Annotated in this window: 12 protein-coding genes; all 12 read right to left on the bottom strand. The window is 46.1% G+C overall.

Going from position 1 to position 17,478, the window contains the following annotated elements; genetic code table 11:
* Positions 1-94: 94 nt before the first annotated feature.
* A complete protein-coding gene (locus tag ACGF7G_RS15650; RefSeq protein ID WP_387466689.1) occupies positions 95-676 on the bottom strand; it encodes a nucleoside deaminase in 582 nt (193 codons plus the stop codon).
* Between the two features lie 372 nt (positions 677-1,048).
* Positions 1,049-4,657 carry a transporter substrate-binding domain-containing protein gene (locus ACGF7G_RS15645; protein WP_387466687.1) on the bottom strand — a complete coding sequence of 1,203 codons (3,609 nt, stop codon included), beginning with the start codon at positions 4,655-4,657 and terminating at the stop codon, positions 1,049-1,051.
* A 3-nt stretch (positions 4,658-4,660) separates the two neighbouring features.
* Complete coding sequence (locus ACGF7G_RS15640; RefSeq protein WP_387466685.1) at positions 4,661-5,287, bottom strand: response regulator; 627 nt, start codon at positions 5,285-5,287, stop codon at positions 4,661-4,663.
* A gap of 3 nt (positions 5,288-5,290) precedes the next feature.
* Positions 5,291-6,535, bottom strand: a complete 1,245-nt coding sequence (locus ACGF7G_RS15635; RefSeq protein WP_387466683.1) for a hypothetical protein — start codon at positions 6,533-6,535, stop codon at positions 5,291-5,293.
* 181 nt (positions 6,536-6,716) lie between these two features.
* Positions 6,717-9,263: a type VI secretion system ATPase TssH gene (gene tssH, locus ACGF7G_RS15630; RefSeq protein ID WP_387466682.1), complete on the bottom strand. Its 2,547-nt coding sequence runs from the start codon at positions 9,261-9,263 to the stop codon at positions 6,717-6,719.
* Entirely contained in the window at positions 9,256-12,759 is a 3,504-nt protein-coding gene (locus ACGF7G_RS15625; protein WP_387466681.1) for a type VI secretion protein IcmF/TssM N-terminal domain-containing protein, read from the bottom strand. The genes tssH and ACGF7G_RS15625 overlap by 8 nt, the downstream gene beginning before the upstream one ends.
* Before the next feature lie 15 nt (positions 12,760-12,774).
* The gene (locus ACGF7G_RS15620; protein ID WP_387466679.1) at positions 12,775-13,398 is read right to left on the bottom strand and encodes a DotU/TssL family secretion system protein; all 624 of its coding nucleotides are present in this window, start codon (positions 13,396-13,398) and stop codon (positions 12,775-12,777) included.
* Positions 13,395-14,792, bottom strand: a complete 1,398-nt coding sequence (gene tssK / locus ACGF7G_RS15615) for a type VI secretion system baseplate subunit TssK (protein ID WP_387466677.1) — start codon at positions 14,790-14,792, stop codon at positions 13,395-13,397. The genes ACGF7G_RS15620 and tssK overlap by 4 nt, the downstream gene beginning before the upstream one ends.
* Before the next feature lie 4 nt (positions 14,793-14,796).
* On the bottom strand, positions 14,797-15,459 hold the full coding sequence (locus tag ACGF7G_RS15610; RefSeq protein ID WP_387466675.1) for a type VI secretion lipoprotein TssJ: 663 nt from the start codon (positions 15,457-15,459) through the stop codon (positions 14,797-14,799).
* Positions 15,452-16,549 carry a type VI secretion system protein TssA gene (gene tssA, locus ACGF7G_RS15605; RefSeq protein WP_387466673.1) on the bottom strand — a complete coding sequence of 366 codons (1,098 nt, stop codon included), beginning with the start codon at positions 16,547-16,549 and terminating at the stop codon, positions 15,452-15,454. Before tssA ends, ACGF7G_RS15610 begins: the two co-directional genes overlap by 8 nt.
* 13 nt (positions 16,550-16,562) lie before the next feature.
* Positions 16,563-16,862 (bottom strand): PAAR domain-containing protein, encoded by a 300-nt coding sequence (locus tag ACGF7G_RS15600; RefSeq protein ID WP_021323682.1) that lies wholly within the window; start codon positions 16,860-16,862, stop codon positions 16,563-16,565.
* A gap of 11 nt (positions 16,863-16,873) precedes the next feature.
* Complete coding sequence (locus ACGF7G_RS15595; protein ID WP_387466671.1) at positions 16,874-17,458, bottom strand: DUF6931 family protein; 585 nt, start codon at positions 17,456-17,458, stop codon at positions 16,874-16,876.
* Positions 17,459-17,478: the final 20 nt, after the last annotated feature.

Below are 17,478 nucleotides of genomic sequence, written 5' to 3'. Positions count from 1 at the left end.
ATAAGCCTCAGCCCCGAATGTTCGGGGCTTTATGAGAGGCTGATGTGGTTGATATTACCGGGTAAGCTAATGATTTCATTTCCAATAACTTCAATTATTTACCTCTGTTACGTTCAAGAAACAATTTATCTGTTTCATTTGCCAAGATCCCACCGACTAAAGTTATTGGGCTGTAAAATGACGATGCTCTTTCTGCAATCTCATGCGCAGAAATATCAATCTGACGGATCCCTGCATTACGAATAATACTGATAGATGTTGCCCATATTACTTCACGGATCCCGAGCCAGGCCAAGGCGCTCATGCACATCGAACAAGGTTCTCCTGTGGTATACAGCGTAACATTCTCCCATCCCTGGTTGCCATATTGAGTAATATAATGATTTATTGCCTGAATTTCCCCATGCAAGATAGGATTACTTCTACCTGCATTCACACCACGACTTAATATTTCCCCGCTATTTCTGTTAACTATTATAGCGCCAAAAGGGTACTTTGGATTCTTTATGGCCTCTTTTATTGCCTCCTGCATATATTTTTCATGTTCGGCAATTTCCTGTTTTGATAATATGTTATTGGTGATCTGTGTTTTTTTCTCTCCTGCTTGTGTGATAAAAGATATACTGATACTCATAACACCAATCATTGCCAATAATTTTCTGCGGGTTTTATTCATGATTAATCCTTTCCTGGTTGTAATTTTATTGACCTTCTATTACGATGGAGTGAAAAATAAAAATTACAACTTGCATAATATCTACCATTAACAATATTATTTAAAATAAATAATACTGTTAATTTATTATTTAATTCTGGTGAAATTAAATATATGTTAATTTTTCCACTGATACATAAACCTTATGTTCAGTTATTGAAATTGTCAAAGATCTTAATCTATATTTTTATTATCATGATAATAATAAAATAATTTTGTATTTCTTAGATATGGTTAATGAAAAGCCAGAAATAATTGAGAAATATTTTATTACAGATTGTTATTGGTTAGAAAATAACTGCGAGTAAGGCGGGAATAAGAGTGCTTTCCCATTCACTTTTCCAATTGCTGTTCAATCTGTTGTTGGAAATATTCCGCACGAGTCAACAAAACCTCAATCGTCTTCTCATCATAACGTTCACCCTTTTCAATACGCAGACATATACGTATTCCTTGCTGATATTGCAGCAGAGCAAAAGCGCCTTTCATACGGTGTGCGTGATGCGTGACTTTTTCATGTATTTGTTGATTTTCCGGTTGTCTCAGTTCTGCAATATCTTCCGACATCCCTTGCCACACTGCACTGAGTAATTGGTACTCTACAGTAACATCTCGCTGGGCCAGCGCCTGAATCTCATCAAACTGTAACGTGATTTTATCATTTACTTGTCGGTAATAACGGTTGATTTCTGCCAACAATTTGCTTTGTACCAATGGCTTGGTCAATACACCATCCATTCCCGCGTCCAGACAACGAGCTTGCTCAGTAGAAAATGCGTTCGCGGTACACCCCAGAATAATAAACGGGGGTAATTGCCGTAGTCGCTCATGTTTTCTCAATAACTGAGCCAGTTCATAACCATTCATCACCGGCATCTGGCAATCCGTCAGCACGAGGTCAAAATACCCCTCTTCCATCAGATTCATCGCCTGTTCTCCGCTTTCAACTAATACGACACGATGACCCGATGGGGCTAACTGCAACGACAGCACCTGTAAATTGGCAGGTAAGTCATCAACAACCAAGATATTCAGCGATTCGTGAATTTCCCCTTCAATATTTTCAGTTTTTTCGCTTACTGCTTCTTTCTCAACCGCACTACACATAAGTGGTAACGTTACTGTAACCTGCGCGCCACCACCGGGTGCACCGGTGATTTTCAGGCTACCACCCATTAATTCAACTAACTGTACCGAGATGGGTAACCCTAACCCAGTGCCGGTTTTACCACCACAGTTTTGCGTCACTTGTACATAGGGTAGCAAAACAGCTTCATACATGGTTTCTGGGATACCGCAACCGGTATCTGCAACCACCAGCGTGATTTCATCCTGGTTACTCTCTGGCATATGCTGATAGCTGGCGCTGATTTGTACACCACCCTGTTCAGTAAATTTAATAGCATTACCCAGTAAGTTATTGACTATCTGAGTTACACGTGTTGCATCCAGCTGATGGTAATATTCAGACGGTAAATCGAATTGCCGGGCAAAAAACAGCCCCTTTTCCTTAGCGCGATGACTAAAAGCCACCACACAACTTCCCAGAACTTCCTGCAATGATTCTGGTTTTAGATTCAGCACCATACGTCCAGATTCTATCTTGGAAAAATCCAGCACATCACCGATTATTCCCTGTAAAGACATTGCAGCGTGCCATGCGATATGTAATGGTGCAGATGGCAGAGGTTGCTGTTTTACCTCCAGATCGAGAATACCGATAATTGCTTGCAAGGGAGTGCGGATCTCATGGCTCATGTGTGCCAGAAAATCTGATTTCTCCAAACTGGCAAGTTCAGCCTTATCGCGCTCCTGACGCAGTTCTTGCGCCAACAATTTACGCTCGGTCACATCAAACCAACCACCAATTATTCCCTGAACAACGCCTTCGGTATTGCTGTAACTTTCAAGCCACAAATAAACATCTCTGTCCTGCCCCCGGATGGCAATGCTACGATCGGAGAAATGCGCAGGCGCCCCTTCCAGACAGTGCAGAAAAATCATACTGATATCTTGCTCATCGGCAGGTTTTAAAAAGCACAGAGAAAAGAGACTACGACCAATCACATCAGATCCGCGAGTGTTCATCTCGCGGCGGAAATAAAGGTTTGCTGCCGTAACGCACATGGTCGGATCGCAGACAAACATTGGCGTAGGCATGTTATTGAATAGTGTTTCCCAATACGTCAGCAAATCCTGTAAGTTGTTTTCCGCTCTTTTACGTCGTCTGATCTGATGGGCAAGATAACTCCCCCAAAAGGCCGAACTCAACGCAATGACAAATAACGCCCCTCCCCACAATTTCACCCAGGGAGAAATTTTATTGTCAGCATAGGTGGTCACATTTCCCATAGATAACCACTTCAGGCGCAACACCCGCAGCTCATTTGGCGGTAATGCATCAATGCTTTTATTCAATATATCAATCAATTGAGGATAAGTGGGTATGATGGCGTATTGTTCCGGTTGCAATGAGCCTTCAAAAAACTGAATAGAAATATTGGTACCATAATGACTTGCTTGCAGATAATCAGCACTTATCAAGCTATCAAAAGTTGCATCTGCTGCCCCGGCTAGCACCATATCAACACCTTGCGTCACATTATCAACTTCCATGACGAAGATCTCCGGATATTGCTTCAATACCGACAGGAGAGCATGACCGCGCTGAATCGCTACCCGATGGTGTTTAAGTTGTTCAAACTCATAGGGAGCATTACGCTCATTGCGAGTGATCATCACCCATTCCACAGTACCATAGGGATGACTAAAAGAGAGCCAACGACGACGTTCCGGCGTACTAACTAACGAGGTCATTTGGGCTTCGCCATCTTTTAGTAGTTTTTTGACCCCCACCGCGCCATCCGCCGGGATAAAATTAAAGGTAATGCCACTTTTCTCTCCCAGCAAACGTAAAATATCCACATCCAGGCCAGTGAGTTGCCCATCTTTATCCAGAAATGAGTAAGGCGGAGCGGCACGACTAATCGCGACATTGACGACCGGATTTTTTTTAATCCAGGTTTTTTCTTGCGGCGTAAAGGTCATCGTATCGTTATTGCCGCTCAGAGCCAGCCCGGAAACCCAACGTTGATAAACCTTATTTCTGATTTCGTGAGGAATAGCAGTCAGGATGAGATCTATGGTCTCAACCATCCCATCCCCGTTGTGGGCAAGAAAATCATACCGCTCTCCCTGAGAAATATCCCGACGGTAAGTCAGCTTTGTAAACGGGCGAAAAGCCAGCAAATAGGCAATCTGGCTTTGTCCGTCCAGATAGGCATCAACTTCACCATCCACCACTGCTTGTATTCCCTCCTGTTGGTTTTTCGCCACCAAAACACTGCGGTAATGTTTACGCAATTGCTCAATGGTATTCGGGTTACTGCCTGGTACTGCCATAATATTCATTTGTGCAAACGGCTTATTGACTTGTTCTTTGCGCACAATCAGGGCAAGCGGTTGTACCAGAATCGGGTAAGTGTCATCCTTCCTATTTTCCATCTGGGGTGAAGCAGAATGTGATAACAACTGAATATCTCCACGCTGTAATGCCGCATAGGCTGATTCCCAGTTACCAAACAGCCGTACCTCCACTGGCCTTTTTAATACGGTTTCAATCAGGCGCAGATAGTCAGCGTAAATCCCTTCCAACTTGCCATCCCAACGATGGATCACCAATGGCGCACCAATGCAGCAGAGAATGCCGACTTTTAGTGTTGGAAAGTGTAAAACCGAAATACCTTGTTCTTCGATAGGTAATTTGACGGGTAATGGCGTAAATTCCTGAGTGATGACATTCGAATAAAACTCCACCGGTAGCCCGTCTGAAGGCAGCTCTTGCGCATTACGGTATTCAAACAGATTGAGACTCCGGCCAGATAATGGCAACAGGAGTATCAATACAGCTAACCATCGTGATCCTTTTCGACCGCCTTTCATCTATTACAATCCCAATCCAACCTGATGCAAATAATTATAAAGCGCGGCTTCATTATCTAACCCCAGTTTTTTCATCGCGCTAATTTTTTGTGCACTTATCGTCTGCTTGGTACGGTATAAACGTGCAGCGATATCATTCACACTCAACCCTTGCCCCAATAATTTAATGACTTCCAGCTCTTTGCCGGTCAGCGCCTTTACCACTTCCTCGTCCGGAGATTCAATAAATTGCTTGCTCAAATAAGGCTTATCGTGCCCTGTTGTACTGTACAATCCTTTCACTAACTCGTGAGACAGACTGTTTTTGTTCAAAATCGCTTTCACTTTATAATCAATTAATGAAGCTATTATCTTCCGGTCGCTGATCATCGTGATCACCACAACAGGCAAATTCGGATATTGCTCACGAATTCGGCTAATCATCCGCAAACCGTCGATCTGGTTATTACCTGGCATATTGAAGTCCGTAATCAGCATATCCGCCTCTTTTTCTTCCAGCAGAGAAAAAAGTGTAGTCACATCATGCGCCTCCCCCACAACCTGATAATTCTCGGGTAATGTTGCCAATACGGTGCGTAGTCCTAATAAGAAGACTGGATGATCGTCAGCAATGATGACTTGTCTCGACATTGGTTATTTCTCCATATTATTCTCTATTTCACGCATAGTTCCTTCAATAAAACCGGCGTTTTCGCCTACATGAACGATCAAGGCGATAATCACCGGGTTAAATTCGCCTTTACCATCAGCAATCCGAATTTTTAACGTCTGGGGTATACGCGAGACGGAACGTTTAAGCTGTTCGATTTTCTGCCGATCTTCTGTATGCACCCAAGCCAGTAACTGCGACCAGCAGACGGGGGCTTTACCACACCGCATCCAGGCCGCGTCATGATGCCAATACAGATGCCCGTCGGCACTTAACCGAAAACAATTAATCTGTTCTTGCTCCAGCATAGCTCTCATTAACAAAAAATGCGCTTTACGGCGATGTAATGCATTGATTGTGTTATATAAACAACTACAGCATAACAACGCAGGCAGGGTAAATGCGGTACTGTACCATGCCGCAATTTGCACGTTCTGTTGGATGCTCATTAATCGGGATGCGAATGGCCCAAAGCCAAAAATGGTTGCACTCACAATCCCTACCGTACATAAGGATAAAAAGCCGCTTAATACCAGCAAATCACCTCTTAACGCCAGTAGCATCGGCAGGCCGAAGGAAAATAGGAGCGCTACTCCTTGCCAATGTATTTTCCCGGTTTCAGGTGGTGGGCTGGTAAACAATGCTGTCATGGCAAACACGGCTACCAACCATAAACCATAGGTTTTCCTGTCTTCAGCCCGACTTTTCTTGTAGGTGATGAAAGAAATAACAAAAAACGTAAACGGCAGATAACTCAACACAGAGCCGACAACAATCGGTAATGAAATAGATATATCGATAGGGTAATCCAATAAATGAAGTACCCACTTCGCCATAAATCGCTCAATAATTCCGCTTAACGAGCAAAGTACTGTCAGATTGAAGATGTCACTTGCCCGCTTCGGGGCCCACATTACACCGTAGAAAAATTGCCAGACCAACCCTGTTACTACCAGCATCACTACATTGATACAAGAAAATATCAGCGAGACGCCCACCGGTCTGCCATACCATTGGCTGGCTGTTAGCGAAATCAGAGCACTCGTTATTAACCAAACAGGCCAGTACCGTGGTGCCCTGGCACAAAAAATACCTTGTAACAGGCCCGCCGGAAACCACACCAATGACGACAGGCTCCAGACATCACGCACTTGCAAACTCAGCAATGCCAGCGCAAAATTGACTAGCGTAAAAATAAACCAAAAGACCACTATCTTTTTCATTTTCATCAGGATCTCATTTCGTAACACTGAATGTTACATCATAAGATAATATGCAACATTCAATATTACATCACAAGATAATACGTAACACTAAATGTTACATCATAAGGTAATAATAGCAGAGAAGGCCGCTTTTTACCCTAATTGATCATGCCTGATAGTTTTATGGTTATAGTTTCCTTTGTTATTATGATAACTGTATTTGGCCTTCGATAACATCCAGGCGTACATCCTCATTCACTGGCGCATCTCCTAACAGCAATTGATCTGATAACAGCGGCAAGACGAACTGGGTTAACAGGTTATCAATTTCACGGGCACCACTTTCCGCGATCCGGCATCCTTCAGCAATAAAATCCACCAGCGCATTGCTATAGTGCAATTCGCATTGGGTTGCTTGACGATAACGCATCACAACTTTATTCAGTTTATGATGCACAATGGCATGCAGAATTTCGCCATGTACCGGCAAATAAGGAATGACCTGCAAGCGACCTAAAAACGCAGGCGTAAAAATACGTTGCAGTTCCGGCCGGATAATTTCCTGAATATCTTCAAGTGTTGCCGGATGAATTTCCCCCTGTATTTTCACGCCTTGCATCGCTGCACGCATCACTAAATCCGATGCGGCATTAGTGGTCAGGATAATCAACGTATTGCGGAAATTAATCTGCTGCCCTTCAGCATCTTCCATCATGCCTTTATCGAACACCTGGAAGAACAGCTCCAGTACATCGGGGTGCGCTTTCTCGACCTCATCAAGTAATACCACGCTGTAGGGCTGATGGCGAACCGCCTCAGTCAGCACTCCGCCCTGTCCATAACCAACATATCCTGGGGGAGAACCTTTTAGACCGGAAACAGAATGTGCTTCCTGATATTCCGACATGTTGATAGTGATCAGATGATGTTCACCGCCATACAACTCATGCGCCAATGCCAGGGCAGTTTCGGTTTTCCCCACACCAGAAGGACCGGCAAGCATAAATACACCGGTTGGCTTTACCGGATCAGCCAGTTGTGCTTTAGCAATCCGAATTTGACGGGCTATCTGACTAAGTGCATGATCTTGCCCCATTACCCGCTGACTAAGGCGCGTTTCCAACTGACGCAGCACATCGCGTTCATTTTCCACCATCCGGCCAAGAGGTATCCCGGTCCAACCGGCAACAATATCGGCGACACAGGCAGCATCAACACAGTCAAATACATAAGCATGCTGATGGTGACGTTGACGCAGTTCCGCACGCAGCACAGGTAACCGTTCGTCGTGTTGTTCCTCACAGGCAAGGATGTCGTTCACTAACTGACGTTGAGCGTGATATTCCGGCAAAATTTTCTCCAGGGATACCTGCAATTCGGTTTGACGTTGTGCCAACTTCTGTAATTGGGTTTCATGACCACCTTCACGCAATAATGCTTCCTGTTCGGTAGCAATGTTTGCCAACATGGCACGCAGATCTTCAATCGGTGCAGGTTCGTCAGTCTGTGAAACAGCAACACGGGCACAAGCGCTATCCAACAGACTCACCGATTTATCCGGCAACTGACGTCCGTTGATATAACGGCTGGATAATACAACGGCTTCTGTCACCGCCTCTGCAAGTACTTTGACGCCATGATGCTTTTCCATCGCCGGAGTCATAGCCCGTAACATGGCTATCGCCAGTTCGATCGAAGGCTCTTCAACTTTGATCACCTGGAAACGACGCGCTAATGCTGCGTCTTTCTCAAAGTACTTCTTATATTCCGCCCAAGTAGTTGCCGCGATAGCACGCAATTCACCACGTGCTAACGCCGGTTTCAACAGATTGGCCGCATCGTTTTGTCCGGCCTGACCACCAGCGCCAATCAGAGTATGAGCTTCATCAATGAACAAAATCACGGGTGTGGGATACCCTTTCACTTCATCCAATAATTTCTGCAAGCGACTTTCAAACTCACCTTTTACGCTGGCCCCCGCTTGTAACAGCCCCATATCCAGCGTGAATAATTCAGCTTGTGCCAGCACTTCCGGTACACGGCCATCAACAATACGTTGTGCAAGCCCCTCGATCAGCGCTGTTTTACCGACACCGGCTTCGCCGGTTAATAACGGGTTGTTTTGGCGACGACGCAGTAGCACGTCAATTAACTGGCGAATCTCCCGTTCACGGCCTAAAACCGGATCCAGTTTGTTATCACGCGCCGCTTGCGTCAGGTGATGAGTGTATTGCGCCAACGCGGATTGGGTCTTATCCCCAACGGGAGCTGTGATGTGTTGCGGTTCTGTATTTACCTGTGTACGCAGCCACTGTTCTATAGCATCAGTGTTACACTGTAACGCCTGCTGTAGCTCCGATGTGAGTGAATGATGCAGTGACGGATTCATTATCAGTGCCGCAATCAGCGCTTGTTGGGTAATCTGCAACGCCCCCCAGTGGGTACTGGCGTACATCCAGCTCTGCTCCATCCATTCTGTCAAGTTAGTCGCAAGTACCGGAGGACGATGATTACCGCTGCGTAATAACGTCAGTGACCGCTGGCAGGCATTCAGCAACGCAATAGCATCAATACCACCGTGGTGACACACCTGTTCCATCATTGGCATCTGTTTTTCAAACAAAGCCAGCAACAGATGCTCAATTTCCACTTCATGATGGGTGCGCCGTACTGCCAGATTAGCGGCCTCATCCAGACATTGACGCGCTTCCACCGTTAATTTACTGACGATCTGTTTAAGATAACTACTCACTTTTAGGTTTCCTTAATTCATTCCAATATGTGGTGATCTGTAACGGCAACGTAGAAAAGGTTCCTTTCGCCACTACCGGTTCACTTAAATTTAATAACTGGCTGTCCAGTCGGTTGCGTTGTTCCAACAACACCGTTTGTTGCTGCTGATGTTGTTGCCATTGCCGATACAATGCTGAAACTTCCTTCCCTCCGCTGATCTGATAGCGCACGGTGATGTTATTGATCCCCAGCGCACTTAATTCATCGCGTTGCTGCGGGAATGCCTGTGCCGCCAGCGTCAATTCACCACTGGAAAAGGCATGGATAAATTGCAGCAAACCATCAGTACCAGCGTAGTTTTTACTTAGCGTAAAGTCGGGGAAATACACCTCAATCTGTACCTTGCTGCATGATCCCGGACGCCAGTGCAAGGTCCTGCTGTCATTGAAATTCATGCTTTTGAGCTGCTGTACACCATCATCACAACTCAGCGTCACTGAACTGCCAACCGGCAATACCCGGGCTCCTCGATTGGCAGTCGCTGGCTGACTGGTAATCATCACCTCCGCCGATTGATCCTGTTTCGGTTCCTGCTGCTCAGTCGCCAGTTCACGCTCACTTTCCAGCAAGTTGAGTTTCTCTTGCAGGCGACGACGAATATCAGATGTCGATGAAAGCATGTTGTTCGGCTGGATCAGGTTATTGATATAGAAAATGAAATCATCGTTAAACGGAAAGACCACATCTTCTATTGCCTGGCGTTTAATACCCTCAGGACGAATATCCAGCGCATACTCTGCGGTATCCCGCACAAACGCATTGCTGTACTCATACAGCCGTGCGTTCAATTCCCGGCCATCAAACAGTTCCTGCTTGCTTAATTTTTCCATCGGCCAGATCACTTTGCTTTCCCATTGTGTTTGCAAACGGCTGGCGGCACTTAAGAATGCATAACGCAATACCAGATGTGCATCACCCTGATAGAGTCGCCACAAGGTTTCATTGACAACTTCATTCTGCTTATTTTCGGTCTCATGACGCCACAGAGTGAAAAGATTAAATAAGGTCCGTAAACCGTTATCATTCAGCTCCCCTTTCTCGCTACTCAGCGCATTTTTGACCAACAACCCTGTTTCCATATCACTGAGCAATTCACGCTGGCTATTTAACTGTACAGCCTGCCGGTAGGCGCGATAGCGTGTCAGCGTGTTGTCATCCAGCTGCACAGAGATCTGTGGTGAAATGCCAAGCCATGACATGATGCGCTGACGCAAAGAGATGTTTCCCAGTGAAACGCGCTGCATCACGTTGCTTTTTTGCACATAACCATGCAGTTGCCATAAACGCTGTTGCGTCTGCAACCAAGGCTGCTGATCCTCCTGCGCCACTGTAGATAAGTCACTCTCCAACTGCTTTAAGAAAGCGATATAGGGGCTATCATATTGACCTGTTGCCAATATCAGCGCTCTCCAGTTTTTCTTGCCGCGTACCCACTCTTCCGCTTGTGGCATAACTTGGGCGAATGCTAACCATTCTGACTGGCGTTGATTCTGATACTGTTGATGAAACGAGCGCTGCAAAGGAACAAAAACCGCTGGTCTGTGAAGCGCTTGTGCCAGTTCATCCAGAGTAGCCTGAATATCGCGCTCACCTGCCCGGGTATAAATGCCGCGAATACGAGCGTTAATTCTGGTGGCATCATCGCTGGCCAGCGGCCAGAAATCAGCCAGCGTCAGCGAACGTGTTCCTGCGGGTTGTTCGTCGGCTAAAAGCCATTGCCAATTACCGGTATCCTCCAGTAAGGAGCGCAATACATTCCGCCATTGATCAAATTCCTGCTGTGCGTTGTCCTGCTGATATTGCGCCAGACGCAGAGCCACGCGCTGTTCTGCCGATAAAGGATCATTTTCACCGCTTAACAGTGAAGCAGAATAAGCTGGCATACGTTGCAAAGTTTCCAGCGGAGCGCCATGCGCCATTGCTTGTTCAATATTGATAAAACGCGCCCAATGTAAAGCCAACAGCCGTTTTTGTGGTGCCTCAGCGTTATGGAAGCGTGTAAGCAAGTGTGTAACCACCGATTCCGGGTTGAATGCTTTAACAGGTGCTTGTTGCTGATAGTCCCTCGCCATACGTTGTTCAATCGTATGGGTAACCGGATAAAAAATCAGATGTGACAGGGTTTCCTGCAACCAGTATTCAACCTGCCGATAACGCAAGTAACTGCGCTCAAGCGGGTTTGTCCCATGGATATTTTCAAGCTGCATGACACCACGCCAGGTAGTGACTAATGCGTTACCTGCTCCGTACACCAGCATCAAACTGAATATGACAATCAACGCACGTTTGGTCAGTGTTCGCCAACCTGTCAGTAAAACGGCATCATTACGGTGAACCTGCTCGGGCAGATATTCTCCTAATAAACGGTGGCTAAAAACGCCTTCAATTTGCTGAGGTTCTGCCTGATGTTCCGCAGTAAAAAACATGCCACTCAACAGACCATGTTCCAGATAATGGTCATGATCAAATAATGCGCTCAGGTAGTAGCCCAGTGCCGGTTGCAGTTGCGTAACAGTTTCCGGTAACGCCAACACTTCCGCTTCGGGCTGTTGCCGTTGCTGATTGAGCAGTTTAAGGCGCATAGCTTTCAAAGCGTTGACAATAGTGCTCATACTCTTGTCCAGCACATCGGTGACATGACTATCCGTGTGATGCTCAATAAAATTGCCGAGCAATTCAGCACGTTGTTCTACCGATAGTTGTGCGCACCAGTGGTTAAAACCCGGCAATGTTTCACTATGTGTGAGGATCAACCAAACCGGCAGGCGGCGTTCCAGACGTATCTGTAATGGCTCCAACTGCGCCCGCACATTGCGTGCTGCTATATACAGCGCTCTGTTGTCGCTTTTTAGCAACTGCTCCACTGACAGACAAACCAATACACCGGCGGGCTTACGTACTTGCGCGATCCAGCGTATCAGACGCAGCCATGCTTGCCGGTACAACGATTGCCCTTCGGTATAACGACCAGAAACCACCATGTACATAGCACGGCGGAAAAACCACCAGCGACAGGTAAAGTTATTCTCTGTAGACGATGGCAGATTCTTCCCTGTCATTGGCACCACATTACAGTGAGCTAATAGTCCCTGTTTACCATTACCACGCTCTCCCACCACCATAAACCACGGTGGCATAGATCCGTTACGGTGTAACAGCGAACGAAACCGGCGCCAGCTTTGTAAACGTCCTCCCCACCACCAGTGCTGATACAGTAAATATTCCAGGCGGTTATTTCCCTTCCGCCAGAATTTATTTACCCCGCGCAGTTTATTCGTTATCTGCGGTAAGAATGCCATTGCTCCACGCAGCACTAATAACAATAGTAATAGGAAAAGAAACAATAACAGGCCACCTATTGTCGGCCATGAAAGCGCTACTGCAATAGCTAAACTGAGTAGCAGAAAGATAGCCATCACGCAGAACCAGCCAATGGCATAAAATAACTTTTTCATGTTTAATTTCCGAATTTATCGGCCAATATTCAATAAATAGACGTTGATGAAAATATAAATTAATATAAGAGATAACATTAATAATATTAATTTAACTCTCCATTTATTATTGGATCGTCTATTTTTCAGAAGATTATCGCATGTATTCATTAGCCGATGATTTTCTAAGGAAATATAACGACGCAAAGTATCAGGAAGATTCTCTAATTCCTGATGAATAATATTATGCAATTCCAGATTGTCACGTTTGCCATAACGACCATAAAACCCAGAAAGCAAACAAAAAATATAGACTAGCCGAACCTGGTAATTATCCGGCACCAACGCGGCAAGACGATCAAAAAACGTGTTTCCACCAAGCTCGGCATCATAAAGCTCTGCCTGCAATGATGATTGTCGCCAAACACTCAATTCTTTTTGACCTGCGCACAGAATGGCTTCATCTGCCCAAACCACCACGGCGAAGTTTGCCTCTTCGATATCCTGCAATCCATAACCTTGCTGACGCGCTTTATTTTGTGCCTGCGTCAGCGCGGCTAACAGTGTTTGCCGCAACTCTTCGGCTTGATTCACCTGCTGTTGGATCATGCGCAGCACACCAGTGAATACCGGAATGTAACAATCTAACAAACGCATCATGATGCTCTCACTATAACGATCTCTATTTGTAAATCGTCTGGCGCATCAGCCCAGTGCACCGCCACACGCTCACTCTCTTCTATCTGTCGCCACAGAGCACCACGATTTTCTACCCGGAAATAACATGTATTTGTCCGGTTAGGTAAACCATGCGGCGCAATTTCCTGGTAATACAAACGTACACCAGGCAAAGCACGATTAATAATGCCGTCGATCTGTTCTGCCGCAGCCAGCTTAATCAAACGATCGTCAGGAATGTCACGTTCGCTATGGGTAAAGCTGTCAGAACGCAGCACCAGATAAGCTCGCTGCTGTTCACTGGCTCCCGCAACATTAAACATGGCATGATAATAACCGCGGCTTTCCTGTTGCAGAGGAATAACCGTATTTGGCTCCAGCACCAACGCATTGAGTAAATCGGTAACTGTCCGTTCACAACTATCGAGAGTCAGGGCCAGATTCAGATGCTGATATTTTTCCAGCATTTCTTCCTGCCCGTTCCATTCCCCTAAAAAAGAGCAACGGTCGGTAAAACAGGAAAGCTCGCTGATCAATTGACGCAATAGCCCAAAAATCTGTAAGGGATGCACATCCCGAGCTTCCTGAAAATGATGCAACTGCACGACATAACGCGCCAGAGTACGTAATGTCAGCAATAGTGTGCTTTTTTCCTGGGTATAAACTTCCCCTTCCAACGTTTGTGGACGTTTCAATTCTTCCAGTTGATGGACACGTCCGGTCAGCTCTTGGCACAGTTGTTCAATGCGTTGCCCCAGTTGTGGCGCAGCGTATAGCGTCAAACATGGTGGCAGATAGCGGTTATCCAACTCAATGCCGTCACCGGTACAGTGCAGTTGACCCACTGGCAACAGGGTATAACCCGTTGCTTGTGCAATCTCATCGTGCAGGAAAAAACGTAAGTTATAGGTAAGTTGTTGTACTTCTGCTTCCGGCCCCTCACCAAAAGCATCCCGCATATGCTGTTCTTGCGGCCATGTTACCCAACGGCTGGTAATATTACCGACACTTCCGCTATCCGTGATGCCGGTGACGTTACTCTGATTGTGGCTGAACATACGCAAGCCGACATAAATGCGCTGCGGTTTTTCGCGTACCAGCCAGCAATCACGTAATGATCGGGCACTGAGTACCCCATTGACACCACAATCCACATAACAACCGTCGGGAAAAATGAACGAGGCATTATGGACACTGAGCACTTCATCACTTAGCGCAGCCAGATTGAACGCTAACTTCACCACACCAAACGCATAAGGTTGAGTCAGTAACTGATAACGTCCTTGCCAGTATTCATGTTGCAGCTCATGCGCCTGAAAGTGCTGCGGCTGTAAATACAATCCTGAATACCAATACATCGGTTTATATTCAAACATGACGTTACTTCCTCAATGGGTTTCTGTCATTGCCGGATCCGGCTGTCTGTCCGGGGAAAATCACCTCATCCCCAGCGTTGCCTGCGGAGAAATCACTGTGGGTAATGGCATAACGCCCCAACATCAGCTCAACATTCATCGGAATAAATTCAGCATTCCAAGATTTATTCCACCAACCGTGCGGCTCAAGACGCAATGGTAGTGATAACACACGTACATGAGTACGATTTGTTGGTGCAGGGTAATAACCGGCAATCAGTGCGATATAACGTGTCTGTTCTGCTCTATCAATATGTAAAGAGACAGATTGCCCCGGCATCATCACATAATTATCAAGCTGTAATATCTGTTCTGTCGCACCGGTGCCGGCAAATAAATTACGTAACAACACCGGATTAGCCAGTAATTTGTCTAGTTGTTCGCGTTTTTCCGCCTGAGCAATTAATATCGTGCAACTATTCGGCATATTATTAAAAACATTCAGTTGCGCATCGGCAGTCATTTTTAAACGAATAGCATTACTGGCATAAACCGGTTTGGCCTGTTCAATCGCCTGCAAGCGTTTTTCATTATTGGAAATGGAATCACTGCAACCACTTATTAGAAAAATTACTGTTAATATTAAAAAGCTGCGTTTAATGACATTATAAAAATTTATATTATTCATCTTGTCCTCTGTTTTTATCCGGCCCTTTTATCACGCGCATAATTTCTTGTAGCGCGGAGGTATTATCTTCCATCATTTCCTCCAGCCATTCGGCCATTCCCATATTCGCCCAACGTGCTGCTCGCTCCATTAAATATGGCACTGGGCTGGTAGGTTCATTCTGTCGAAAATAATTGGCGATGTTGATCATTTGCTCAATGGCAATAGCGCGCATTTCATGATGTGTCCGACCTTCCGCCAAAAAAGTCGTGTTAATGCCGTTTGACTCTTTTCCTCCTGGCACGGTTTCTTCACTGCTGTGTTTCTGGGCTGATCCCGGAGCAACAATTTCACGAAAACGTTCGATTAATGCCACTAAACTTTGCAGATGCTGCGTACTGGCGCTCATACTGTTGCCGGATGTTGGCAACAAACCCAGCATGATTTGCTGCAATGCTTCCAGTGCGTTGCGGACCTGTTCGGCCTGTTCCAGTAACCGGTTAAACCGCCCGGCTGGTATGGTGCGAATACTGTCGTCACATTCAGCGATACCAAAATAGCCATCACTGATCAGAGGAGCACGTAATTCACTATTAACCGCGATACGTTGTTCAAAATATTGCACCCGTTGCCAGACATTCAGGCTCAATTTGTCATCATCAGTCAGTGTCAGATTGTCCAACTGTTTCACCAGTTGTTTATCCAGCCAACTCAGGCGGCCGAGACGGGCATCCGCACTGTTTTCTTCATCATCATCCAGAGGCGGATAAAGCACCGGCCAAAAAGTTTCCAGCAAGCGGGTCAGTAACGTGATACCTCCGGCGATACCTTCCAAACCATACAGCTCCCCTTGTGCCTGGGTTAACCAACACGCTATCTGTAAGTCTTTACTGTGTTTTTCCAGTACTTCCTGACATAACGCTGAAACCTGTATCCAATCAGCCTGACGGGTTTCACATCCCCATGTATCGTCCTGGAGAAACTCTTCATCGGTTTCGCGTGCCGCATTTATTTGTTCAAAAATAGGTTCGTATTCGATATCACATCCTGCCGGTTCATCAGCAGAAATAGGATGTAAAAAACGGGCGATATCTGTTTGTGCTAAATTCACAGTGATTTCCATTTCAGGCAATAATCACCAGCGGGTAACCTGTGGTAATTGTGCCGCCATGCGCGCACAGATCACCAAGTCTGGCCGCGGGTCTCCCACCAATCAACACTGTCGGGCTGCCCATCACCACCGTATCCGGCGGTCCGACACACACCAACAGGGATCCCATTGTTGCTGCCGGCAAACCACCAATCAGTACCGTTGGTACGCCTGGCGGCATAATTGGTCCGCCCACATGGGGTATTGGTGGTACCGCCGGCGACATCATTGGACAAATATGCATATCACCCACACGGGCTGCTGGCATTGGCATCATTGTTCTCCTTATAACGTGGCTTCGTGGTACAGATAGTTTTTGCGTCCCTGATCCTGTGACGGTGGCAATTGCTTCAGTTGGCTGTGTGCCAGTTGAAAAAATTGTTCAATGTACAGCGCTTGCTGTTCCGGTTGTTCGCCATAGACATGCAGGATCAGACACAACGTATCTGCCAATACTGCAAGTGACTGCCACGGTTGCGGATAGACCGCTTCCAGATCGGGTGTTGTCATGCTGCCTTCATTCCAGAAAACTGAAAGCGCCAGACAGGAAATCGGGTTATCAAACCCCACAATCTGCGCCTGTTCGAATAACTCATGACGCAGCGGATCACCGCCATTAGCGCGCCAGCACCGTACTTGTTGCAGTAACAAACGCTGTTCTTGCATCAGGTCTCGTTCGTAAACGCAGGAGATAAATGTCAATGCCAATTCTAAAGCCTGAGCATACGGCAACATGAAAATGGTGTAGAACACTGCGTCTTGCCACAACATTTCCTTATTGAGCGCCGATAAATTCTGTTCATGTACTGCATGTTGTTGTAATACCAATTCCGCCTGTGGAGAAAGTTGGCAGTATCGTAATTTAACCATTGTTCTAAACTCTTATTATC

The organism is Photorhabdus sp. RM323S (assembly GCF_042879375.1).
Taxonomy (GTDB): domain Bacteria; phylum Pseudomonadota; class Gammaproteobacteria; order Enterobacterales; family Enterobacteriaceae; genus Photorhabdus; species Photorhabdus tasmaniensis.
The sequence above is the reverse complement of the archived record's forward strand: the minus strand, read 5'-3'. Positions and strand labels throughout refer to the sequence as shown.

Coding starts and splice junctions, on each gene's coding strand:
- ACGF7G_RS15650 (WP_387466689.1), bottom strand. CDS start 676: ATGAATAAAACCCGCAGAAAATTATTGGCAATGATTGGTGTTATGAGT.
- ACGF7G_RS15645 (WP_387466687.1), bottom strand. CDS start 4,657: ATGAAAGGCGGTCGAAAAGGATCACGATGGTTAGCTGTATTGATACTC.
- ACGF7G_RS15640 (WP_387466685.1), bottom strand. CDS start 5,287: ATGTCGAGACAAGTCATCATTGCTGACGATCATCCAGTCTTCTTATTA.
- ACGF7G_RS15635 (WP_387466683.1), bottom strand. CDS start 6,535: ATGAAAATGAAAAAGATAGTGGTCTTTTGGTTTATTTTTACGCTAGTC.
- ACGF7G_RS15625 (WP_387466681.1), bottom strand. CDS start 12,759: ATGAAAAAGTTATTTTATGCCATTGGCTGGTTCTGCGTGATGGCTATC.
- ACGF7G_RS15620 (WP_387466679.1), bottom strand. CDS start 13,398: ATGATGCGTTTGTTAGATTGTTACATTCCGGTATTCACTGGTGTGCTG.
- tssK (WP_387466677.1), bottom strand. CDS start 14,792: ATGTTTGAATATAAACCGATGTATTGGTATTCAGGATTGTATTTACAG.
- ACGF7G_RS15610 (WP_387466675.1), bottom strand. CDS start 15,459: ATGAATAATATAAATTTTTATAATGTCATTAAACGCAGCTTTTTAATA.
- ACGF7G_RS15600 (WP_021323682.1), bottom strand. CDS start 16,862: ATGCCAATGCCAGCAGCCCGTGTGGGTGATATGCATATTTGTCCAATG.
- ACGF7G_RS15595 (WP_387466671.1), bottom strand. CDS start 17,458: ATGGTTAAATTACGATACTGCCAACTTTCTCCACAGGCGGAATTGGTA.